This window comes from Streptomyces sp. NPDC002851, from assembly GCF_053591935.1.
This window is the reverse complement of the sequence record NZ_JBSFUT010000040.1, coordinates 14,504-34,463: the sequence shown is the minus strand read 5'-3', so window position 1 is coordinate 34,463 and position 19,960 is coordinate 14,504. Positions and strand designations below refer to the sequence as shown.

At 72.2% G+C, this 19,960-nt stretch carries 18 protein-coding genes and 1 tRNA gene; 6 read left to right on the top strand and 13 right to left on the bottom strand.

Annotated elements, in window-relative coordinates:
- Positions 1-274: 274 nt before the first annotated feature.
- A tRNA-Leu gene (locus ACWD10_RS31695) sits at positions 275-362 on the bottom strand.
- A 185-nt stretch (positions 363-547) separates the two neighbouring features.
- The gene (locus ACWD10_RS31690) at positions 548-1,561 is read right to left on the bottom strand and encodes an epimerase (protein ID WP_451097107.1); all 1,014 of its coding nucleotides are present in this window, start codon (positions 1,559-1,561) and stop codon (positions 548-550) included.
- A gap of 359 nt (positions 1,562-1,920) precedes the next feature.
- On the opposite strand from ACWD10_RS31690, the gene ACWD10_RS31685 reads away from it, so the two are divergent.
- Positions 1,921-2,469: a hypothetical protein gene (locus ACWD10_RS31685; protein WP_451097106.1), complete on the top strand. Its 549-nt coding sequence runs from the start codon at positions 1,921-1,923 to the stop codon at positions 2,467-2,469.
- 139 nt (positions 2,470-2,608) lie between these two features.
- Here the strand turns inward: ACWD10_RS31685 and ACWD10_RS31680 are convergent, their stop codons facing one another.
- Both ACWD10_RS31680 and ACWD10_RS31675 read right to left on the bottom strand, forming a co-directional pair.
- Complete coding sequence (locus ACWD10_RS31680; protein ID WP_451097105.1) at positions 2,609-4,075, bottom strand: peroxidase family protein; 1,467 nt, start codon at positions 4,073-4,075, stop codon at positions 2,609-2,611.
- A 195-nt stretch (positions 4,076-4,270) separates the two neighbouring features.
- Positions 4,271-5,821: a hypothetical protein gene (locus ACWD10_RS31675; RefSeq protein WP_451097104.1), complete on the bottom strand. Its 1,551-nt coding sequence runs from the start codon at positions 5,819-5,821 to the stop codon at positions 4,271-4,273.
- A gap of 164 nt (positions 5,822-5,985) precedes the next feature.
- Here ACWD10_RS31675 and ACWD10_RS31670 point away from each other — a divergent pair, with 164 nt between their 5' ends.
- Entirely contained in the window at positions 5,986-7,281 is a 1,296-nt protein-coding gene (locus ACWD10_RS31670; RefSeq protein WP_451097103.1) for a molybdopterin-dependent oxidoreductase, read from the top strand.
- Between the two features lie 406 nt (positions 7,282-7,687).
- On the opposite strand, the gene ACWD10_RS31665 is transcribed toward ACWD10_RS31670, so the two are convergent.
- The 3 genes from ACWD10_RS31665 to ACWD10_RS31655 are packed head-to-tail and all read right to left on the bottom strand — an operon-like array spanning position 7,688 to position 10,040.
- A complete protein-coding gene (locus ACWD10_RS31665) occupies positions 7,688-8,545 on the bottom strand; it encodes a class I SAM-dependent methyltransferase (RefSeq protein WP_451097102.1) in 858 nt (285 codons plus the stop codon).
- Complete coding sequence (locus ACWD10_RS31660) at positions 8,542-9,252, bottom strand: TIGR04282 family arsenosugar biosynthesis glycosyltransferase (protein WP_451097101.1); 711 nt, start codon at positions 9,250-9,252, stop codon at positions 8,542-8,544. The genes ACWD10_RS31665 and ACWD10_RS31660 overlap by 4 nt, the downstream gene beginning before the upstream one ends.
- Positions 9,249-10,040 carry a glycosyltransferase family 2 protein gene (locus tag ACWD10_RS31655; RefSeq protein ID WP_451097144.1) on the bottom strand — a complete coding sequence of 264 codons (792 nt, stop codon included), beginning with the start codon at positions 10,038-10,040 and terminating at the stop codon, positions 9,249-9,251. Before ACWD10_RS31655 ends, ACWD10_RS31660 begins: the two co-directional genes overlap by 4 nt.
- Positions 10,041-10,185: 145 nt before the next feature.
- Between ACWD10_RS31655 and ACWD10_RS31650 the strand changes: the two genes are divergently transcribed.
- Together ACWD10_RS31650 and ACWD10_RS31645 are read left to right on the top strand one after the other, a co-directional pair.
- Positions 10,186-11,124: a response regulator transcription factor gene (locus ACWD10_RS31650; RefSeq protein WP_451097100.1), complete on the top strand. Its 939-nt coding sequence runs from the start codon at positions 10,186-10,188 to the stop codon at positions 11,122-11,124.
- Positions 11,121-12,245, top strand: a complete 1,125-nt coding sequence (locus tag ACWD10_RS31645; RefSeq protein WP_451097099.1) for a sensor histidine kinase — start codon at positions 11,121-11,123, stop codon at positions 12,243-12,245. The genes ACWD10_RS31650 and ACWD10_RS31645 overlap by 4 nt, the downstream gene beginning before the upstream one ends.
- A 138-nt stretch (positions 12,246-12,383) precedes the next feature.
- Here the strand turns inward: ACWD10_RS31645 and ACWD10_RS31640 are convergent, their stop codons facing one another.
- From ACWD10_RS31640 to ACWD10_RS31630, 3 genes are all read right to left on the bottom strand, one after another.
- Positions 12,384-13,472, bottom strand: a complete 1,089-nt coding sequence (locus tag ACWD10_RS31640) for an NAD-dependent epimerase/dehydratase family protein (RefSeq protein ID WP_451097098.1) — start codon at positions 13,470-13,472, stop codon at positions 12,384-12,386.
- Positions 13,473-13,593: 121 nt separating this feature from the next.
- Positions 13,594-13,956, bottom strand: coding sequence for a DUF1707 SHOCT-like domain-containing protein (locus ACWD10_RS31635; RefSeq protein WP_451097097.1), 363 nt, complete (start codon positions 13,954-13,956; stop codon positions 13,594-13,596).
- Positions 13,957-14,049: 93 nt separating this feature from the next.
- Entirely contained in the window at positions 14,050-14,463 is a 414-nt protein-coding gene (locus ACWD10_RS31630) for a pyridoxamine 5'-phosphate oxidase family protein (RefSeq protein ID WP_451097096.1), read from the bottom strand.
- Between the two features lie 236 nt (positions 14,464-14,699).
- On the opposite strand from ACWD10_RS31630, the gene ACWD10_RS31625 reads away from it, so the two are divergent.
- Positions 14,700-15,968, top strand: a complete 1,269-nt coding sequence (locus ACWD10_RS31625) for an APC family permease (protein ID WP_451097095.1) — start codon at positions 14,700-14,702, stop codon at positions 15,966-15,968.
- Positions 15,969-16,272: 304 nt separating this feature from the next.
- Here ACWD10_RS31625 and ACWD10_RS31620 read toward each other — a convergent pair whose 3' ends face one another.
- From ACWD10_RS31620 to ctaD, 3 genes are all read right to left on the bottom strand, one after another.
- A complete protein-coding gene (locus ACWD10_RS31620; protein WP_451097094.1) occupies positions 16,273-17,028 on the bottom strand; it encodes an alpha/beta fold hydrolase in 756 nt (251 codons plus the stop codon).
- Between the two features lie 225 nt (positions 17,029-17,253).
- Positions 17,254-17,685 carry a hypothetical protein gene (locus ACWD10_RS31615; RefSeq protein ID WP_451097093.1) on the bottom strand — a complete coding sequence of 144 codons (432 nt, stop codon included), beginning with the start codon at positions 17,683-17,685 and terminating at the stop codon, positions 17,254-17,256.
- 10 nt (positions 17,686-17,695) lie between these two features.
- Complete coding sequence (ctaD, locus tag ACWD10_RS31610) at positions 17,696-19,408, bottom strand: aa3-type cytochrome oxidase subunit I (RefSeq protein WP_451097092.1); 1,713 nt, start codon at positions 19,406-19,408, stop codon at positions 17,696-17,698.
- A 213-nt stretch (positions 19,409-19,621) separates the two neighbouring features.
- Between ctaD and ACWD10_RS31605 the strand changes: the two genes are divergently transcribed.
- Positions 19,622-19,960, top strand: a complete 339-nt coding sequence (locus ACWD10_RS31605) for an effector-associated constant component EACC1 (RefSeq protein WP_451097091.1) — start codon at positions 19,622-19,624, stop codon at positions 19,958-19,960.

Sequence of the window (19,960 nt, the reverse complement as noted above, 5' to 3'; positions counted from 1 at the left end):
TCCGCCACTGTGGCGCAGTGGATCGCCGAAACCGAAGCCCTCCGGGCCACGGCTGTAGCCGGGATGCAGACCCGGAAACCGGCGACCCTCTCCCGCGAGCGCGTCGCCGAGCTTGTCCAAGCGGCCGGTGACATCGCCGACCTCCTGCGCACGGCCGACACCGCCCAGAAGAACCGGCTCTACCGGGCTCTGGGGCTGCGCATGACGTACCACCCCGCACAACACAAAATGCTGGTCGAGATCGCTCCCGACCAGCATTCCGTTGGTGAATGGCTGGTGTCCGAGGGGGGACTTGAACCCCCACGCCCGATAAAGGGCACTAGCACCTCAAGCTAGCGCGTCTGCCATTCCGCCACCCGGACTAGGTGTCTGTCGGCCCGCGGGGCGTTGCCCGCGGCGACATGGACAACAATACCAAGGATTCGGAGTGCCTTTCACCTGCGTATCTGTTGGGTCTGGGGGGTGGCGGGCGGTGGATGTGGTGCGTGGTCGGGGCGTCACTCTCCGTCTCTGGTGGAGTGGGACTCTCTCGTCTCTGGTGAGGTGGTCAGCGGCTCCGTGTGCGGGTCACCAGGTCTGCCGCCGCCTGGGGCCAGGTGGGGTACTGGAACGTGAAGCCCGCGTCGAGGAGGCGGCCGGGGGTGACGCGGCGGCTCTTGAGGAGCAGCTCCGTGTCCGAGCGCATCGCGAAGGCGCCGAGCTCTGTCATCCAGCGCGTCGCCGGTAGGCCGAGCGGCATGCGCCAGGCGGTCCGTAGGGTGCGCATGAACTCTCGGTGCGGTAGGGGAGTGGGGGCGGCCAGGTTCACCGGGCCGCTGAGGGGCCGGGGCCCGTGATCTTCCTGCTCGGTTGCGTCGTTACGGTCGTCCCTCTCGATCGGGTATTCCGCACGCTCGCCCCTCTCGATCAGGAACTCCACCGCGCGTACGAAATCGTCCTCGTGGATCCAGGACACGTACTGCCGTCCGCCCGCTACCGGGCCGCCGAGGCCGAGGCGGGTCAGGCGGGACAGGGCGTCGAAGACGCCGCCGCGGTCCGGGCTCATCACCATGGCCGTGCGTAGCGCGACCTTGCGGGTCTTCGGGGTCGGGGCCTCTTGCTGTGCTCGCTCCCAGTTCTCGGCGATGCGCACGCTGTACGCCCAGTAGTCGGGGACATCGGGCTCGGTGCCGCCGATGATGCCGTTGGCCTCGTCGTTCGCGGCGTCGAAGCGGTGGGCGTAGATCGTGGCCGTGCTCATTTGCAGCCAGACCTGGGGTGGGCTCGTGGACGCGGCGATGGCCTGGCCCACGACTCGGGTCGAGTCGATGCGGGAGTCCATCATCTGCTGCAGGTTCGCGGGGGTGTAGCGGCAGCTGACGCTGCGGCCGGCGAGGTTGATCACCGCGTCGCTGCCGTCGATCGCCTCCGCCCAGCGGTCGAGGGTGCGGCCGTCCCAGGGGAGTTGGCGGGGGCCGCGGGGGGTTCGGGTGAGGGTGACGACCTCGTGGCCCTGTGCGGTGAGTGCCCGGTCGAGGAGGGTGCCGACCTGGCCGGTGCCTCCTGGGATCACGATCTTCATGGGTTCCCCTGTTTCCTCGGCCGTTCCCACGGCGGTTCCCTTGGCCGTTCCCTCGGCTGTTCTCTTGGCCGTGCTCGGCTGTCCCACGGCCGTGCTCGGTAGGCCCGCGGCCGTTGCTCGGTTGTCCCCGTGACCTTAGTCGATTACTTGAACGTGTTCAAAAGGGCGTTCGTGCGTGGCCTTGGGGCGGGAACGGGGGCTCGTTATGCTCCGCTTCTATGTGGCCGTCTCAGTCTTCCTCGTCTTCTTCGTCCTCGGGGGCGTCGTCCGGTGTCGGTGGGCCGGGGCCGGATGCCGTTGTCATCCGGACCGGGGCCCGTGCTCGGCGCGGGATCGTTGCCGGGGGTTTTCTGGTCGTGATGGGGCTGCTCGCGGGGGTCGCCGTCGTCGCCGGGATCGTGGCGGATGGCGGGGTCGCCGTGGGGCAGGTCGCCGGTGGGCTCGTCTGGATGGTGATCTTCGGTGGGCTCGGCGCGCTCGGGATCTACGGTGGCGTGAAGTCGCGTAAGGCGCGGGTGAGCGTCGACAGCACCGGCCTGTGGTTCTTCAACGGCAAGGCGCAGAACGTCATCCCCTGGCAGGGGCTTGCCGGTGTCGGGCTGTACTGGAGCCCCATGGGGCGGGGGACGGCGTACTCGCTCGAGCTCTGCCCGAACGGGCCGATCGACCGCGACGACCCGGTGCTCTGGCCCCTGGTCCGCGACGAGGACCCGCCGCACCCCACCCTGCCCCGGCTGCGCTACCGGCTCCCGCTCACCTTCGGTGCCCACGAGCCTGTGGTCCGGGCCGTACGGGACCGCGTTCCGCACCTCTGGCTCGGCGAGTCGGAGCGCCGCCCCGGGCACGTCGGCAGGTCCGATGCCAAGGGGCACCGGGAGCGCACCAGGACCAGGGGCGGCGTTCGCTGAACCGTACGGCTGCGGATACGACCTAGGACGAAACCCGCAGTCGGCCGCTACGGAGTTACCGCGCTGCGGAGTCACCTCGCCACGGAGTTACCGCGCTACCGCCGCTACCGCGGTCCCGCCCGCTACCGCACCTACCGCCCTACACCACCCCCGCGATGTGCAGCAGGTCCGCGATCTCGAAGCGGTCCGGGCGGTCCCCCAGCGTCGGCTGCCAGCGCGGGAAGACGGAGCGGTAGGAGTTCGGGTCGGCGTCGATCAGGCCGGTGAGGACCTCCGCGACGATGCGGGTGCCGACCGGGCCCAGGTGGCGGCCGCGGCCCAGGACCTCGGCCTCCTTGAGGACGTAGTACCAGAGGTGGGCCGGGCCCGCCGTGCCCAACTCGTCGTCCGTCATGGGGATTTCACCGGCCGCGCGGGCCACGTCCTGCCCGGACGGCAGCCCCAGGGTCTCGCCGCGCAGCAGATTTCGTACCGCCAACGAGGCCACCGGGCGGGCGAGCGCGCCCTCGCGGGCGCCCGGGACCGCGCTCACCGGCAGATCCAGGAGCTGGGTGTTGAGGGTGGCGTCGATGCGCTTCGCGGCCTGCGGTTCGACGCCTCGGGCGACGTCGAAGAAGAGCCGCCAGTCGACCGCGTGCTCCGGGAGCACCGGACCGCCGCGCAGATCGGTGCGGGGCGTCGGGTCGGCGTTCGGGTCGTCCGGGAAGATCTTGCCGGTGAAGTTCTCGTTGACGAAATAGCTGGAGCGTACGGTCGGGTGGCCGAAGCGGTACGCCGCCGCCGCGAACTCCACCGGGATGAACGGGCGGTCGCCGGGGCGGAAGTGGCGCGGCCCGTTCTCCTCGATGTCCTGAAGGACCCGCGGATCGCCGACCATCGGCAGGAAGTCGTGCAGCACGATCCACTGGTAGTGCCAGGTGACCAGGCGGCGGGCGGAGGCGAAGAGCAACTCGTAGTAGTTCTCCGCGTCCAGGAGCTGGTCCAGGGGGACGCCGGGCTGCTGGGTCGGCGGCTCGTCCTCGGGGCGGGGCGGCAACGGGCGGCCCAGGGCGTCCGGGATCTTGCCTGCGGCGAGCAGTTCGGTGACCCGGTTGTGGAACTTGATGAGCGCTACGTGCAGTTGATTGATAATCAGGTTCTCGTCGTTGCGCGGGTCGCCGATGAGCGCCTTGCCCGCCGGGCTCCGGGCGAAGTCCACACCGGTCGGGTCGAGCGCGAGGCGGCCCTCGCGCGAGCCGTCGTACAGGTGCTCGCTGACCACCGGCCCCGCCCCGTACAGGTTGTCCATGTCGAGACGCGGCGTACGGAAGTCGGTGAGGCTCGACGGGGCGTTCCGCTCGTCGAGGCGCGAGATGACGTCGAGCGTCAGATCGTGATCGATGAACTGCCCGAAGTACGTGAAGCCCGCCGGGAAGTCGGGCGCGAGCTGCGCGCCGGTCGTCTGACCGCCGTCCATCAGACCGCCCGGCGCGCCGAGCGCGAGCGCCGCGTCCAGGCCGGTGGCCCGGCGCGGCGGCAGGTTCGGGAACATCCGGCCGAAGGCGCCGCTGGTCGGGTTCGCCCCGCCGGACAGGTCGCGTGACGGCATGCCATGCGATACGGACATGCTGAGAATCCCCCTCTGGTGAAACCCCCGTGAGCGGTCGCCGGGCTTCGCTGGCTCGGTGGCCAGTCCGGTGACGGCTCCTGATCTCCTCAACATAGGCATACGTGTCGTTACGCGCTTAGTTGATGCGTTCGTGGCGTTTGAAGCTTCACTCAAGAGTCGCTTACGGAAGGGGGGAGTCCGACCTGTTTCGGGTCACCAGCCGGTGAAGAGCAAGTGGTTGAGGGTCAGGGCCAGGGCTGCCTGGGTCGTGAGCCAGAAGCGGCGGCCCGGTGTGGGGAGCAGCGCGGCGGCGGGAAGCAGGAAGGTGGCGAAGGGCAGCCAGATGCGTTCCGTCTCGGCCTTGCTCATGCCGGAGAGGTCGGCGACGGCGAGGGCAAGCAGGGCCGCCAGGGTGAGCAGGACCAGGCGTTGCTGCGGCTCCGGCCCCCTTTTTGCGTCCCGCTCCGGACCCCCCTTTGCGTCCCTGCCTGTGGGTGTGAGGCTCGCTCGTACCGCCTTCGGCGATCGCGCCAGGACCCGGCGGAGCCCCGCGACCGTCGCCAGGCCCACGACGAGGACCGTGCAGGCCGGATTGGCCCAGATGAAATAGCCGTACGGCCTGATGCCGCCCGCGCCTTGGTGGTACCGCTCCACCAGCAGGTGGTACGCCTCCCACCAGTCGAAGCCGAGCAGCAGGAAGACGAGCGGGACGACCGCCGCTCCGGCCAGGAACCAGGGCAGCGGACGCCAGGTGCGGGTGATCAGGAGGACCGCGGCCACGACGATCGCGAACAGCGTCAGGCCATACGAGAGGTAGACGGTCAGGCCGAACAGCAGGCCCGAGCCGAGTGCGGCGAGCACGGCACGCCGCGGGAGCGGTGTGCGGGGGGCGGCGCGGGTCGCGGCCAGGGCAAGGAGTGCGGTCATCCACGCGGTGACGGCGGCGAAATAGCCGTCCGCCGAGGCGCCGATCCAGATCGCGGCGGGGGCCAGGACCAGGAATGGGGCCGCCTTGCGGGCCAGTTCCTCGCCTCTCTCGCCTCTCCCGCCTCCCTTGCCTCCCTCGCCTCTCTCGTCTCCGTCTCGTTCGCCGGGCTTCCCTTCCTCGGCGCGACGTCCGTCGGCCAGGGCGCGCACCGTGAGGAGTACCGCGACCACGGCCGTGCTGCCGACCGTGATGCAGAACGCCCCCGCCCATGCCCCGCCGCCGAGCCCGATCCGGTCGAGCAGGACGAAGGTGAGCGTGGCGCCCGGCGGGTGGCCCGCGATGTGGGCGGGCCAGTGGTCGGGTGAGTCGATCAGGATGTGTCCGGTGAACCCCCGCAGCGTGCTCGGGATGTCCGCGAAGCGGTCGATGACCTGGAGGTATTCGTACTTCGTCGTGAGGCGCTCGGCGATGCCACGGTGCCAGCCGTCGATCAGGGCGAGGGACCAGATCCACGCCATGGACCCGGCCCAGGAGGCGAGGAGCAGGGTTCGCCAGCGGAGTCGGCGGGCGAGCGTCGGACCGTACGCGATCACGGCGGCGGCGACCGCGACGGCGGCCGGGGTGCCGGGGCCGAGATGCGGTTGCCACTTGGCGTACAGGGGCGGCCAGTTGAGGTGCAGGGTGCCGTGGGTGTCCTCGATCCACCGGCCGACCACGATGGCCGCGGCGACGAGGAGGACGGCGAAACCGGCGGCGATCAGGTCGCGGCGTCCACCGGTGCGGCCGGTGTTGCCAGGTTTGCTGGTGTGCTCGTCTGCCAGGTTTTCGGTGCTCACGGCCGCACCGTAAGCGAGGTCGTGGCGGGGCGGGTGCTTCGACCGGAAGGTGTCACCGGACTGTCAGATCTTCGCCGCCTCGCATCCCCGCCCGTCCGGCCGTCAGCGTTTCGTCATCATTCGGGTGCTCTGACGCGGGCCCGCTCCGGCCTAACGTTCCCACCATGAGTCCCCTGCCACGGATGTCACGGATCCGGATCACAACCCCGGCCAGCCCCGGCTTCTGGCGCAGTCCGCTGCGCGGGCCCTGGCTCACCTCGGTGCTCGGCGTCGTACTGCTCGCCGGGATCACACTGCTGTTCGTGACGGGGCTGCTGTCGTACGCCGCGTACAACCCGAATCTGTCCCCGGTCAACGACACGACACCCGACAAGGGGCTGCTCGGGTTCTACCTCTTCGACTGGCCGACCGATCCGCACTGGCTCTACCGGCTCACCCAGGGCCTGCACGTCACCGTGGGCATCGCCCTCATCCCGGTGCTGCTCGCGAAGCTGTGGTCGGTGGTGCCGCGGCTGTTCGCGCTGCCCCCGGCGCGGTCCGTGGGGCACGCGCTGGAGCGGATCTCGCTGCTGCTCCTGGTCGGCGGGGTGCTGTTCGAGTTCGTCACCGGGGTGCTCAACATCCAGCTGGAGTACCTGTTCCCGGGCTCCTTCTACCCGCTGCACTTCTACGGGGCCTGGGTGTTCTTCGCCGCCTTCGTCGTGCACGTGGCGCTGCGGCTGCCCGCCGCTCTGCGGATGCTGCGCGGCGGTGGTCTGCGGGCGCGGCTACGGTCGGCGGAGCCCGAACCGTACGAGCCGGGCGGCCTCGCGCCGTCCGCGCCCGCCCCGCCGAGCGTGTCGCGGCGCGGGGCGCTCGGCCTGGTCGGGGCCGGTTCCCTGGTGCTCTTCGGTACGACGGCGGGGCAGAACTTCGACGGGCCGCTACGGCACACGGCGCTGCTCGCCCCGCACGGCGGCGGTGAGCCGGGCACCGGCCCGAACGGCTTCCAGATCAACAAGACAGCCGCGGCCGTCGGCATCGTGAAGGCCGACACCGAGGCGGAGGCGTGGCGCCTGGTGGTCAGCGGCCCTTCGGGCCAGGTCCGGCTCACCCGCGCCGAGTTGCTGGCCATGACCCAGCACAGCGCGGCCCTGCCGATCGCCTGTGTGGAGGGCTGGTCGACCTCGGACCAGTGGTGGCGCGGGGTGCGGCTGCGCGACCTGGCCGTACGCGTCGGCTGCGAGGCGGGCCGGGAACCGGCCGTCCTGGTGGAGTCGCTCCAGCGGCGCGGGGCGTTCCGGCGGGCCGCGCTGCGGGCGAACCAGGTCCGCGACCCGCGCTCGCTCCTCGCGCTCCAGGTCAACGGCGAGGAGCTGTCCCTCGACCACGGCTATCCGGCCCGTGTCATCGTCCCGGCCGCACCCGGCGTGCACAACACCAAATGGGTGTCCCGGCTGACCTTTGGAGAACTGCTGTGAGCGGACGGGGAGTTGTCGGGGCCGGGCGGGGAGCCGCTGTGACCAGGCGCGGGGTGTGGTTTCGGCGGTGGTACGGGGAGGGGCCGCTGCAACTGCTGCTTCTGCTCGCCTCGTTCGCGCTCGCCGGGTACGCCGGGGTGCGGTTGCTCGGGGACGACTGGGTGGGGGTGACGGCGTGGTTCGTCGGGGCGGCGCTGGTGCATGACCTGCTGCTCGTACCGGTGTACGGGGTGGTGGACCGGGTGGTGTGCGGGCTCGCCTCGGGGCGGCTGCGCGCATCTCGGGGCGGGCCGCGAGGGCCTCAGACGCCTGGTCGGGTGCCCGTCGCGTACGTGCGGGTACCCGCCGCCCTGTCCGGGCTGCTCCTGCTGGTCTGGTTCCCGCTGATCGCGGGGCAGGTGCCGCGCTACGCCTCCGCGACCGGGCTGCCCGCCGATGTGTTCCTGACGCGCTGGCTGCTGCTCTCGGCCGCGCTGTTCGCGGGCTCCGCGGTGTGTTTCGTCGTGCGTACGGTACGGGGGCGGCGCAGCGCCACGAAGTGACGGCCCTCGGCGGTCCACTGCTCGACCCGGCGCCAGCCCAGCGGGCGGGCGTGTCGAAGGAGCGCCGCGGTGCCGAGCCGGGCCCACGGGAACGGCTCGCCCGCCGCACCGCCGCCGCGGCCGTCGTCGAGCCGGACCCGCACTCGCTCGTCCACGTCGACCGGGGCGGCCTCGGCGACCAACAGACCGTCGGGCGCGAGGAGTTGACCCACCCGGGTGAGGAGCGCGCCGGGGTCGCCGCCTATCCCCGTATTGCCGTCGATGAGCAGGGCCGTGCCCCAACGCCCCTCGCCCGGCAGATGATCGAAGACGGACCGGAGCAGCGCGCTGCCGCCGAGCCGCAGCGTGTGCGCCACGGCGGCCTCGCTGACGTCGATGCCGAGGGCGCGGTGCCCGCGCGCGGCGAGCTCGGCGACCAGGCGGCCGGGGCCACAGCCGATGTCAAGGACGCTGCCCTCGCAGCGGGCGAGCGCCGAACGGTCGGCCCGGTCCGGCCCCGCACACCACCGCTCCACATCGAGCGGCAGCAGCCACCCGTCACTGCGCCGCAGGAACAGCGGGCCGCGGCCGGTGCGCAGCGCCTGGGCGTACGGGTCGGCGGTGGCCCAGGGGGCGTGGTCCGCGACGGGTACGGGGGTGGAGTCGGACCCCAGGTCGGACAGGGACTCCAGGTCGGATGCGGGCCCGGGGGAGTGGGCGCGGTTCGGGACCGTGGTGCTCATCGGCGCCCGGTCCTGGTCGCGCGGGGCGCCTCGGCCCCGGACGCGTCATGAGCGCCGCGCCCGCGGCGACGGTGGGGAGGGCCAGCAACCCGCGACAGGGCAGCCGCGAAGCGGCTGTTGGGCGCCGCCGCCGCTACCAGGGACGCGTCCTCGGCCGTGTCGACGTCGCGCAGCGTCGGCAGGTCGCGTACGCGGAGCCCGGCCTCGGTGAGCCGGGTCCGCTGGGCGGCGCCCGTGGTGGGTGTGGACATCGGTACCCCGCGGAGCAACTCCGGATCGGGGTCCGCGAGGCCGAGGGCCCAGAAGCCGCCGTCGACGGCCGGTCCGAACCATGCGTCGCAGTTCCGCCAGGCGGATGACCCGAGTGCCGGGGCGAGCAGCCCGGGGGTGAGCTGTGGGGTGTCCATGCCGACCAGGAGCGCCGGGCCCGAGCAGCCCGCGAACGCCGCGGCGAGGCGCTCGTCCAGGCCGCCCGCGCCCTGCGGTACGACCTCGAAGCCGGGCGGCAGCCAGGGGCCCGGCCTCCCGTCGAGTACCAGGACCCGGCGGTGGGCGGGGGCCGCGAGCACCGTATCGAGGGTGTCGGCGAGTGCGGCCTCGGCCAGTTCGGCGGCCTGTTGGTGCGAGTAGGGCGGCGTGAGCCGGGTCTTCACGCGGCCCGGCACCGGCTCCTTGGCGATGACGAGGAGGGTGGTCGAGACGGTCACCGGGCGCCTCCCGACGGCCGCGCCGACCCGTGCGACGGCCGCGCCGACTCGTTCGACGGCCGAGCCGTCCCGCCCGAGGGCGGCACCACCCGCGGCGGCTCCGCAAGCACCGCCCGCATGTCACGAACCGCGTGCCACGTGCCCCGCCACGTCCCCGTGACCTTCGACTTCCCGGTCCGCGGCAGGTACGGCACGTCCCGCTCCTCGATGCGCCAGCCCGCGTCCGCCGCCCGTACCACCATCTGAAGCGGGTACCCACTGCGCCGGTCGGTCAGGTCGAGCCCGAGCAGCGCCGTACGCCGGGCCGCTCGCATCGGGCCGAGGTCGTGCAGTCGTACGCCGGTGCGGCGCCGCAGCATCCTGGCCAGGGCCAGGTTGCCCGCGCGGGCGTGCGCCGGCCAGGCGCCCCGGCCCGTCGGCCGCCGTCGGCCGACCACCAGGTCCGCCTCGCCCGCGCGGACACGGCGTACGAACGGTGCGAGCAGACCGGGGTCGAGCGAGGCGTCGCAGTCGCAGAAGCACACGATGTCCGCGGTGGCGGCGGTGAGCCCGGCGTGGCAGGCGGACCCGAAGCCGCGCCGTGGCTCGTGCACCACCGTGGCGCCGAGCGAGCGGGCGAGCTCCGCGGAGCCGTCCGTCGAGCCGTTGTCCACGACGATCGCCCGCCAGCCCTCCGGAATCCGGTCGAGCACCCAGGGCAGCGCGTCGGCCTCGTCGAGGCAGGGCAGCACGACATCGGCGATGGCCGCGGCATCGGCGGTGTCCGTATCCGGTGCCGTGCGAGGCATGGAGGAGTCGGTGTGGTTCACGCCACTCACCCTACGAACGGGAAGCGGACATAACAGACTTCCGATTCTTACGAAACGCGGACGTCGCCCGCGGGCCACCGGCCGGGCCACCACCACCCCGCGCGCATAGTGCGACGCTAGCTGCATGGAGACATCACCGCACGCCCCCGAGGACCCGGCCGCCACCCGCCGGGTCCTGGTCGTGGACGACGACCCCACCGTCGCCGAGGTCGTCACGGGCTATCTGCTCCGCGCCGGATACGAGGTGGACCGCGCGGAGGACGGCCCGGTCGCCCTGGACCGGGCCGCCGCCCGCTGGCCCGACCTGGTCGTGCTCGACCTGATGCTGCCCGGCATCGACGGCCTGGAGGTGTGCCGCAGGCTGCGGGCCCGCGGCCCGGTGCCGGTGATCATGCTGACCGCGCGGGGCGACGAGGACGACCGCATCCTCGGCCTCGAGATCGGTGCGGATGACTACGTCACCAAGCCGTTCAGCCCGCGCGAACTGGTCCTGCGTGTCGACTCCGTGCTGCGCCGCACCCGCGCCGCCGGAGCCGCCGCGACCGCCGCCACGGCCGGACGGCCCGGCTCGGGGGTGCTGCGGGCGGCGGGCCTGACGGCCGACCCGGCGTCCCGGCGTGCCACCAAGAACGGCACCGAACTCGCCCTGACCGTCCGCGAGTTCGACCTGCTCACGTTCTTTCTGCGGCACCCCGGGCGGGTGTTCGGGCGCGAGGAGCTGATGCGGGAGGTGTGGGGCTGGGAGTTCGGCGACCTGTCCACCGTCACGGTCCACGTACGCCGCCTGCGCGGCAAGGTCGAGGACGACCCGGCCCGCCCGACCCTGATCCAGACGGTCTGGGGGGTGGGCTACCGGCTCGACGTACCGGAGTCGGACGTAGTGGAGTCGGATGTGGGGGAGTCGGGCGTGAGGGAGTCGGATCTAGGGCAGTCGGGCGTGAGGGAGCCGGGCGTGCGCGAGTCGCACATACGGCCATCCGGGGCACCGGAATCCGACGCAGCGGCTTTCGGCCTACCGGAATCCGACGACGTACCGATGCCGGACGAACGGCCGCAGCCATGAAAGACATCCTGGTCATCGCCCTGCTCGCGTTCCTGGGCGCGGCCGCCGCGGGGCTGCTCGGCGCCCTGGTGCTGCGTCGGCTGCGCGGGCGTTCGCTCGTGGTGTCCCTGACGGTGGTCGTGGCCGTCGCCGTCGTCGCGATGCTGGCCGGGACGCTCGCGGTGGCCTGGGAGATGTTCCTGTCGCCGCACGACCTGACCGTGGTGACCATCGTCGTCGCCATGGCCGCGGTGGTCTCGCTCGCCACGGCGCTGCTCCTCGGCCGCTGGGTGGTCGCCCGCAGCCGGGACCTGACCGCGGCGGCGCGCACCTTCGGTGAGGCCGGAAGCTTCGCGCCGCCGAGCGAGCCGGTCACCGCCGAACTGGCCGAGCTCACCCGGGAGTTGGCGGCCACCAGCGCCAAACTCGCGGCGTCCCGGGAACGGGAGCGGGCCCTGGAGACCTCCCGGCGCGAACTGGTCGCCTGGATCTCGCACGACCTGCGCACCCCGCTCGCTGGCCTGCGCGCCATGGCCGAGGCCCTGGAGGACGGCGTCGCCGCGGAGCCCGAGCGCTATCTGCGGCAGATCCGTACCGAGGTCGAGCGGCTCAACTCGATGGTCGGCGACCTCTTCGAGCTCTCCCGGATCCATGCGGGCGCGCTTGAGCTGTCGCGTTCCCGGATCTCCGTGTACGACCTGGTGGGCGACGCGCTCGCGGGCGTGGATCCGCTCGCGCGCGAGCACGGCGTACGTCTGGTGGGCGGGGCCGTGGAGCCGGTGCCGGTGGAGGTCGACGGCAAGGAGATGAGCCGGGTGCTCGGCAACCTGCTCATCAACGCGATCCGCCGCACCCCGCCCGACGGCACGGTGGCCGTGGACGCCCGGCACGCCGGGAACAGCGTGGTCCTGTCGGTCACCGACGGCTGCGGCGGCATCCCGGAGGAGGACCTGCCGCGCGTCTTCGACACCGGCTGGCGCGGCACCCATGCCCGTACGCCCCCGGCCGGCGCGGGCCTCGGCCTCGCCATCGTCCGCGGCATCGTCGAGGCCCACCAGGGCCGGGCCCACGTACACAATGTGGCGGGCGGCTGCTGCTTCGAGGTGACGCTGCCGATGGCGCGGGCCGCTGCGCGAGGCTAGGGCGAGTCTTACGGATCACGTATCCGTGCGGTCGGCTCGGGTGCCGTCATCTGGGGGCTGCGCCCCCAGACCCCCTTGTCGCGCAGGGGGGTACCTCCCTGCGCGAGCGAAGTCGAGAGCTTGGGGGAGCGCTCGTCCTCAAACGCCGGACGGGCTGATGGAGCGCAGGGGTGCCGCCGCGAACTCCGCCATCCCCGCCGCGAAGCCCACCTCGGGGCGCCAGCCGAGCTCGGCCCGGAGCCGGGACGAGTCCGCCGTGATGTGGCGGACGTCGCCGAGCCGGTACTCGCCGGTGACGACCGGCTTCGGGCCACCGTGCGCCGTGGCGAGCGCTTCGGCCATCTCGCCGATGGTGTGCGGCTCACCGCTCCCGGTGTTGTACGCGGCGAACGCACTCGTACCCGCCCCCGCACCCCGCTCCCGTACCGCCTCGAGCGCGCACACATTCGCCGCCGCCACGTCCCGTACGTGGACGAAGTCCCGGCGCTGACCGCCGTCCTCGAAGACCCGTGGGGCCTCGCCCCGCTCCAGGGCCGAGCGGAAGAACGACGCCACACCGGCGTAGGGAGTGTCACGGGGCATCCCGGGCCCGTACACGTTGTGGTACCGCAGCGACACCGCCCGGCCGCCGGTCGCCCGGGCCCACGCGGCGGCGAGGTGCTCCTGCGCGAGCTTGGTCGTGGCATACACGTTGCGCGGGTCGGCGGGCGCGTCCTCGCCGACCAGGCCGGGCCACAGCAAGGCACCGCAGCGCGGGCAGCGGGGCTCGAACCGGCCCGCCGCCAGATCGGCCTCGGCCCGTGGCCCGGGGCGCACCACCCCGTGCCGCGGGCACTCGTACCGTCCCTCCCCGTACACCACCATCGACCCGGCGAGCACCAGGTCGCGCACCCCGGCCCGGGCCATCCCGGCGAGGAGTACGGCCGTGCCGAGGTCATTGCAGCCCACGTACTCGGGGGCGTCCGCGAAGTCCTTGCCGAGCCCGACCATCGCGGCCTGATGGCACACCGCGTCGACGCCGCGCAGCGCGGTCCGTACCGCCTCCGGGTCCCGCACATCGGCGACGAGCGTCTCCGGGGCGTTATCGGACCGGTCCGGCCGCGGCGGTACGGGGTGCGCGGAGGGCAGCAGCGCGTCGAGGACCACCGCCTCGTGCCCGCGCGCGGCGAGCGCCCGCACGATCTGCGAACCGATGAACCCGGCGCCTCCGGTGACAAGTACACGCATGGGCGTCACGCTAAGCCAGCGAGGGCGCGGCGGCGGAGACTTCGGCCGGGACGTCACGGCTCCGTAAGATCCGCCGCCTTGCGATGTTGCTACCTCGCGACGTTGCTACCTCGCGACGTTGCTACCTCGCGACTTTGGGATCTTGCGAGCGCTCGCCGTTCCGGCGGGACGGGCCCGTGCAGCACATCACCGTGCGGGCCGCGCTGCGCAGCCAGGCGGCGGTCCGCGAGTGGGGGCGGTCCTGCGGTGCGTCGCCGGAGGGCAGGTCGGTCCGGTCGGGGGACGTGGCGGGGTCCGGCCGGGCGGGGGGCGGCGCGGGCAGGTCTTCGAACAGCGGATCCAGGTCGTCCCTGGTGCGGGCGTGCATCGCGCTGTCCACGCGCTCCTCGAACTCGGAGGCGTCGAGGCGGCCCTCGGCGTAGGCGTTCTTGAGCAGGTCCACGGCTTGATCGCGTTCGGCGTGGCCGATGCGTTCCGGAGTCATCTCGGGCCTCCTGACCTCAGCCTTACCCTCCACGATAGGCCCGTCGGGGGTGTGGCCCGGCAGCGCTGCGCGGTCCCGGCAGCGCTGCGGCGGTCAGGGACGCAGGTGGCCCGGGCCGAGGTGGTACCCCGTGACGATGTCCGAGCTGATGCTGATGAAGGTGTCCAGGTCGTCCTCGCCGGGCCAGGGTTCGAGGCGGGCCCGGTAGCGGGTGAGCAGCTCGGGGTCCTCGACGACCGTGGCGACGCCGGTGAGGATCACGCTCCAGCCGGTACGCGTCTCGGGGTCCAGCTCGTCCGCCTCGTACGCCACCACGCCGTTGATCTCCGCCTGGCCCCGCAGCGCCGCGCCGCCGTGCGTGCGGATCACCACGCGGTCCCGGTCGAGCACATGGTGCACGGGGCGCACCGCGGGCAGCGCCCGGTGCGTGAAGACCACCCGCCCGAACGGCACCGCGGCGAGGTGCCGCAAAGCATCGTCGGGGCTCATCTCCGTGGTCATGTTCATTCGGGCAGCGCACCACAGGGTGGGATCCGGGGACAGGGTCGAAAGTCCCGGCCCCGGGACTTCTTACGCTGTCTTAACGGCTGATGTGCTTCACCTCGCATCCGTCTCACGGCCGACGTGCTCCACCTCGCACCCTCCTAACGGCCGATGTGCTCGACCGTGGACCCACCGCCGTAACCCCGATCCGATACCGTCAGCCCCGGTCAGCCCGTCCCACGCCGAGGAGCGCAGGAAAGATGAGCACCCCACCCCCCGCCGGACCGCCCCACCTGGAACGGCGGCTCGGGGTGTTCGACGCGGTGGTGATCGGCCTCGGCTCGATGATCGGCGCCGGGATCTTCGCCGCGCTCGCCCCGGCGGCAAGCGCGGCCGGGTCCGGGCTGCTGCTCGGGCTCGGGCTCGCGGCGCTCGTGGCGTACTGCAACGCCACGTCCTCGGCGCGGCTCGCCGCCCGCTACCCGGCCTCCGGCGGCACCTATGTGTACGGCCGCGAGCGGCTCGGCGAGTTCTGGGGGTATCTCGCCGGGTGGAGCTTCGTGGTCGGCAAGACCGCTTCCTGCGCGGCGATGGCGCTCACCGTCGGCGCGTATGTCTGGCCGGACCAGGCGCACGCCATCGCCGTGGCCGCCGTGGTCGCGCTCACCGGCGTCAACTACGCGGGGGTGCGGAAGTCCGCGTGGTTGACCCGCGTCCTCGTGGCCGTGGTGCTCGCCGTGCTCGCCGCGGTCGTGGTCACCGCGCTCGGCTCCGGCACCGCGGACACCGCGCGCCTCGACGTCGGCGCCGACGCCACGCCCGGCGGGGTGCTCCAGGCGGCCGGACTGCTCTTCTTCGCCTTCGCCGGGTACGCCCGGATCGCCACGCTCGGCGAGGAGGTACGGGACCCGGAGCGCACCATTCCGCGGGCCGTGCCGCTCGCCCTCGGCATCGCGCTCGCCGTGTACGTGCTCGTCGCCATCGCCGTCCTCACCGTGCTCGGACCGGGCCGACTGGCCGACACCACCGCCCCGTTGGCGGACGCGGCCCGGGCCGCGGGCGCGGCCTGGCTGGCGCCGGTGGTGCAGGTGGGCGCCGCCGTCGCCGCCCTCGGCTCGCTGCTCGCGCTGATCCTCGGCGTTTCCCGTACGACCCTCGCGATGGCCCGGGACCGGCACCTGCCGCACGCCCTGGCCGCCGTACACCCCCGCTTCAAGGTGCCGCACCGGGCCGAACTCGTCGTCGGCGCGGTGGTCGCGGTGCTCGCGGCGACGGCGGACGTGCGCGGCGCGATCGGCTTCTCGTCCTTCGGCGTGCTCGTCTACTACGCCATCGCCAACGCCTCCGCCTGGACGCTCACCCCGGACGAGGGCCGCCCGCCGCGCGTGATCCCCGTCGTCGGCCTGGTCGGCTGCCTGGCCCTGGCCTTCGCCCTGCCGAGCACCGCGGCGGTCGCGGGGGCGGGGGTGCTCGTCGTGGGCGCGGCGGCGTACGGGGTGCGGTGGGCGGTGACCGCCCGGCAGGGGTGAGGCGGCGGCCCGCCCGTCCGCGTACTGACGCTTGATCAGAGATTGATCAGGGCTTGATCAGCCCGCCCGTCAGAGCGGCGTCAGGAATGCCGCACGCCTCTTGCCCGCCGCCGTGGCCCGCGCGTTGGATGGACGGCGTGGACCGCGCCCGGCTCCTGCCCGACCGCTCGCCTCCACCGGTGGCTCCGCGCCGCCGTCCGAAGATGCCCGCCTCCCAACTGAGGCATCTTCCGCACTCCGGTGGGGGCGACCGCGCCTTGGCGGCCCCACCGGAGGGGCGCACCCGGCTCAGGACCTCAGGAACTCAGGAGCTCAGGAACCGCTCCACCTCGGTGGCCAGTGCCACCGGTGTCTCGTGCATCGGATAGTGTCCGGCGCCGGGCACCGTGACGATCCGCGCGTTCGGGTACGAGACCTGCCAGGTCGCGCGCATCACGTCGGCCGTGAGCGCGAGGTCGTACGACCCGACCAGGACGAGCACCGGCACCGGGTTCCCCTTCACCGCGTCCGACAGGTCGAGCGGCTGCCAGTCGGCGAGATACCCCGCGAAGGCCTCCTCGCGGGAGACGTCCAGGGAGTGGCGGACCATCCGGTCGAGCCAGTAGCCGCTCGCCCGGTTCCCGGTCACCAGGTCGAGGATGGTGCGCCGCGCCGCCGGGTCCTGCGCGGCACCGTAGAAGAGCTCACGGGTCGGCTCGTCCATCTCGTACGTCCCGGCGGGCACCGGCGCGAGGCCGACCAGGCGCTCGACCCGCTCGGGGGCGCGCACGAGGACCTGCTGTGCGGCCTTGCCGCCCATGGAGTGGCCGATCAACGAGAAGCGCTCCCAGCCGAGTTGATCGGCCAGGGCCAGGGTGTCGTCGGCGATCTCGGCGAGGTCGTACCGTCCGGGCACGTCCCTGCGCTCGCCGTAGCCGCGGTAGTCGAGGAAGGCGTACGTGAACGTGCCGGGGTCCAGATAGTCGAGGACGGAACCCCAGTTGGCGGAGGTGCCGAACCAGTCGTGCAGGACGATCACATGGTGCGGGCCGTTTCCGAGGGTGCGGTGGGCGAGCGGCATACGGGGGGTCTCCTCGTGGGTGTGGTGGCCGTGGGTGTGGTGGCCGTGGTGTCGGCGTGGGTGGCGGCGCGGTGGCGCGGTGAACGCACCGCATTCTGCGGGTGGTTCACCGCCGCGCGGAACCGCGCATACCGGCCATCGTCGGAGCGCGGGGGGCGTACGTGCGCGAGGGGGCGTACGTACGTATGCGACGGCAGCCGCCTAGCCGCCTAGCCGCCTAGTCGCCTATCCGCGCAGCGCGACGAGTGCCAGGCACCCGGCCGCCACCGCGCACGACATGAGGACCGAGGCGATGGCGGCCGCGAGGAGCCGGGTGCGGAGCCGCCGGTAGCGGGTCTCGTACTCGGCGCGCAGTTCCGTGCAGCGGGCGGCGATCTGGCGGGTGGTCGTCTCGGCGATGGCCGCGCGGGCCTGGGTGTAGCGGTCCTCGACGTCGCGGCGCTCGCCGGTGGTGAGCCAGGGGAGCCGGTCGCAGAACGCGGCGGCCTCCCGTCTCGCCCCGGCGAGCTCGGCCTGCCAGTACAGGTAGCCGTCGAGTCGGCGCATCCCCGACTCGGTAGCGGCGTCGGCACCGGCACCCGCAAAGGCACCGGCACCGGCAGCGGTATCGGCATCGGCGTCGGCGTCGGTGGGAGCTCGGCGTGCCGGTCGGCGCATGGCGGTCAGTTCACCTCCGGATGGCGCTGTGTTCGGGGAGTTCCCGATCGAGCCGGACGATCTCCGGGTGGTGCAGGTCGAAGGCCGGGGACTCGGAGCGGATCCGCGGCAGGGCCACGAAGTTGTGCCGCGGCGGCGGGCACGAGGTGGCCCACTCCAGGGAGCGGCCGAAGCCCCACGGGTCGTCGACGCCGACCTGCTTGCCGTACTTGGCGGTCTTCCAGACGTTGTAGAGGAACGGCAGGAGCGACAGGCCGAGCAGGAAGGCCGAGATGGTCGAGATCGTGTTGAGGGCCGTGAAGCCGTCCGCGTCCAGGTAGTCCGCGTACCGGCGCGGCATGCCCTCGGCGCCCAGCCAGTGCTGCACCAGGAACGTGCCGTGGAAGCCGATGAACAGCGTCCAGAAGGTGATTTTGCCGAGTCTCTCGTCGAGCATCTTGCCGGTGAACTTCGGCCACCAGAAGTGGAATCCGGCGAACATCGCGAAGACGACGGTCCCGAACACCACGTAGTGGAAGTGCGCCACGACGAAGTACGAGTCCGAGACGTGGAAGTCGAGCGGTGGCGAGGAGAGCACGATGCCGGTGAGCCCGCCGAAGAGGAAGGTGACGAGGAAGCCGGTGGCCCAGAGCATCGGGGTCTCGAAACTCAGCGAACCGTTCCACATCGTGCCGATCCAGTTGAAGAACTTCACGCCCGTCGGCACCGCGATCAGCATCGTCATGAACGCGAAGAACGGCAGAAGCACCCCGCCCGTGACGAACATGTGGTGCGCCCACACCGTCGCCGACAGACCGGCGATCGCGATGGTCGCGCCGATCAGGCCCAGGTAACCGAACATCGGCTTACGCGCGAACACCGGAATGACCTCGGAGATGATGCCGAAGAACGGCAGCGCGATGATGTACACCTCCGGGTGCCCGAACCACCAGAACAGGTGCTGCCAAAGGAGCGCGCCCCCGTTCGCCGGGTCGAAGATGTGCGCCCCGAACTTCCGGTCCGCCTCCAGGCCGAGCAGGGCCGCCGCGAGGACCGGGAAGGCGAGCAGAATGAGGAACACGGTCAGGAGCACGGTCCAGCAGAAGATCGGCATCCGGAACATCGTCATGCCGGGCGCCCGCATACAGATGATGGTGGTCGCGAAGTTGACCGCGCCGAGGATGGTGCCGAAGCCGGAGAAGGCCAGGCCCATGATGACCATGTCGGCGCCGATGCTCGGCGAACGCACCCCGTCCGAGAGCGGCGTGTACATGAACCAGCCGAAGTCCGGGCCGCCGTCCGGGGTGAGCAGACTGCCGAGCGCGATCAGCGAGCCGAAGAGATACAGCCAGTACGCGAGCATGTTCAGGCGCGGGAACGCCACGTCGGGGGCGCCGATCTGCAGCGGCATGATCCAGTTCGCGAACCCGGCGAACAGCGGCGTCGCGAACATCAGGAGCATGATCAGGCCATGCAGCGTGAACGCCTGGTTGAACTGCTCGTTGGAGACCAACTGGGTGCCGGGACGCGCCAGTTCGGCGCGCATCACCAGGGCCATCAGACCGCCGACGATGAAGAACCCGAACGCCGTGATCGTGTAGAGCGTGCCGATGGTCTTGTGGTCGGTGGTCGTCAGCCACTTCACCACGACATTGCCGGGCTCTCGGCGGTGTACGGGCAGTTCGTCCTCGTACGTTTCCTCGGCCGCGGCCGCATCTTGGGGTGGGGGAGACGGGACGCCCACGCGGACTCCAGGTCGTGTCGATTCGGTCAGAGAGGTGCTCGCGAGTCTCCCGCGGTACCACCCGTACGGCGGGCAAGCGCGCCCGTCGGGGCACCCGATCGGGGGCGGGGCCGACGGCCGGTCGAGTGGCCGCCGCCGGGTGCGTGGGCGGCGGCCCGGGAAGCCGTGCAGATCCCTGTTGTCCGTTCAAGTCCGGTGCCATCATGGCCAGTTATGACGCATCTACGGGTGGTCGCACGGGGCGAGGCAGCGCCGGGGGACATCGATTCGCTACACGTATGGCTCGACAAGGAGCCCCGACTCAGCCCTGGTTCCGGGCGGCCCGAGGAACGGCCGAAGATCACACAGCATCCCGTCGAGGACCCGGACCGCACACCTCAGGGCCCCGGCCTGGACATCCTGGTGCAGATCCTGGAGTCCGGCGCCCACGCCGCCGCCATCGCCGCGGTGATCAAGGACTCCATAGCCGAGTGGCGCGAGGCGCGGCGCTCCTCCGGTGACTCCGAGCCGCCCGACTTCACCGTCGAGGACCGGGGTGGCGACCCGGAGTAG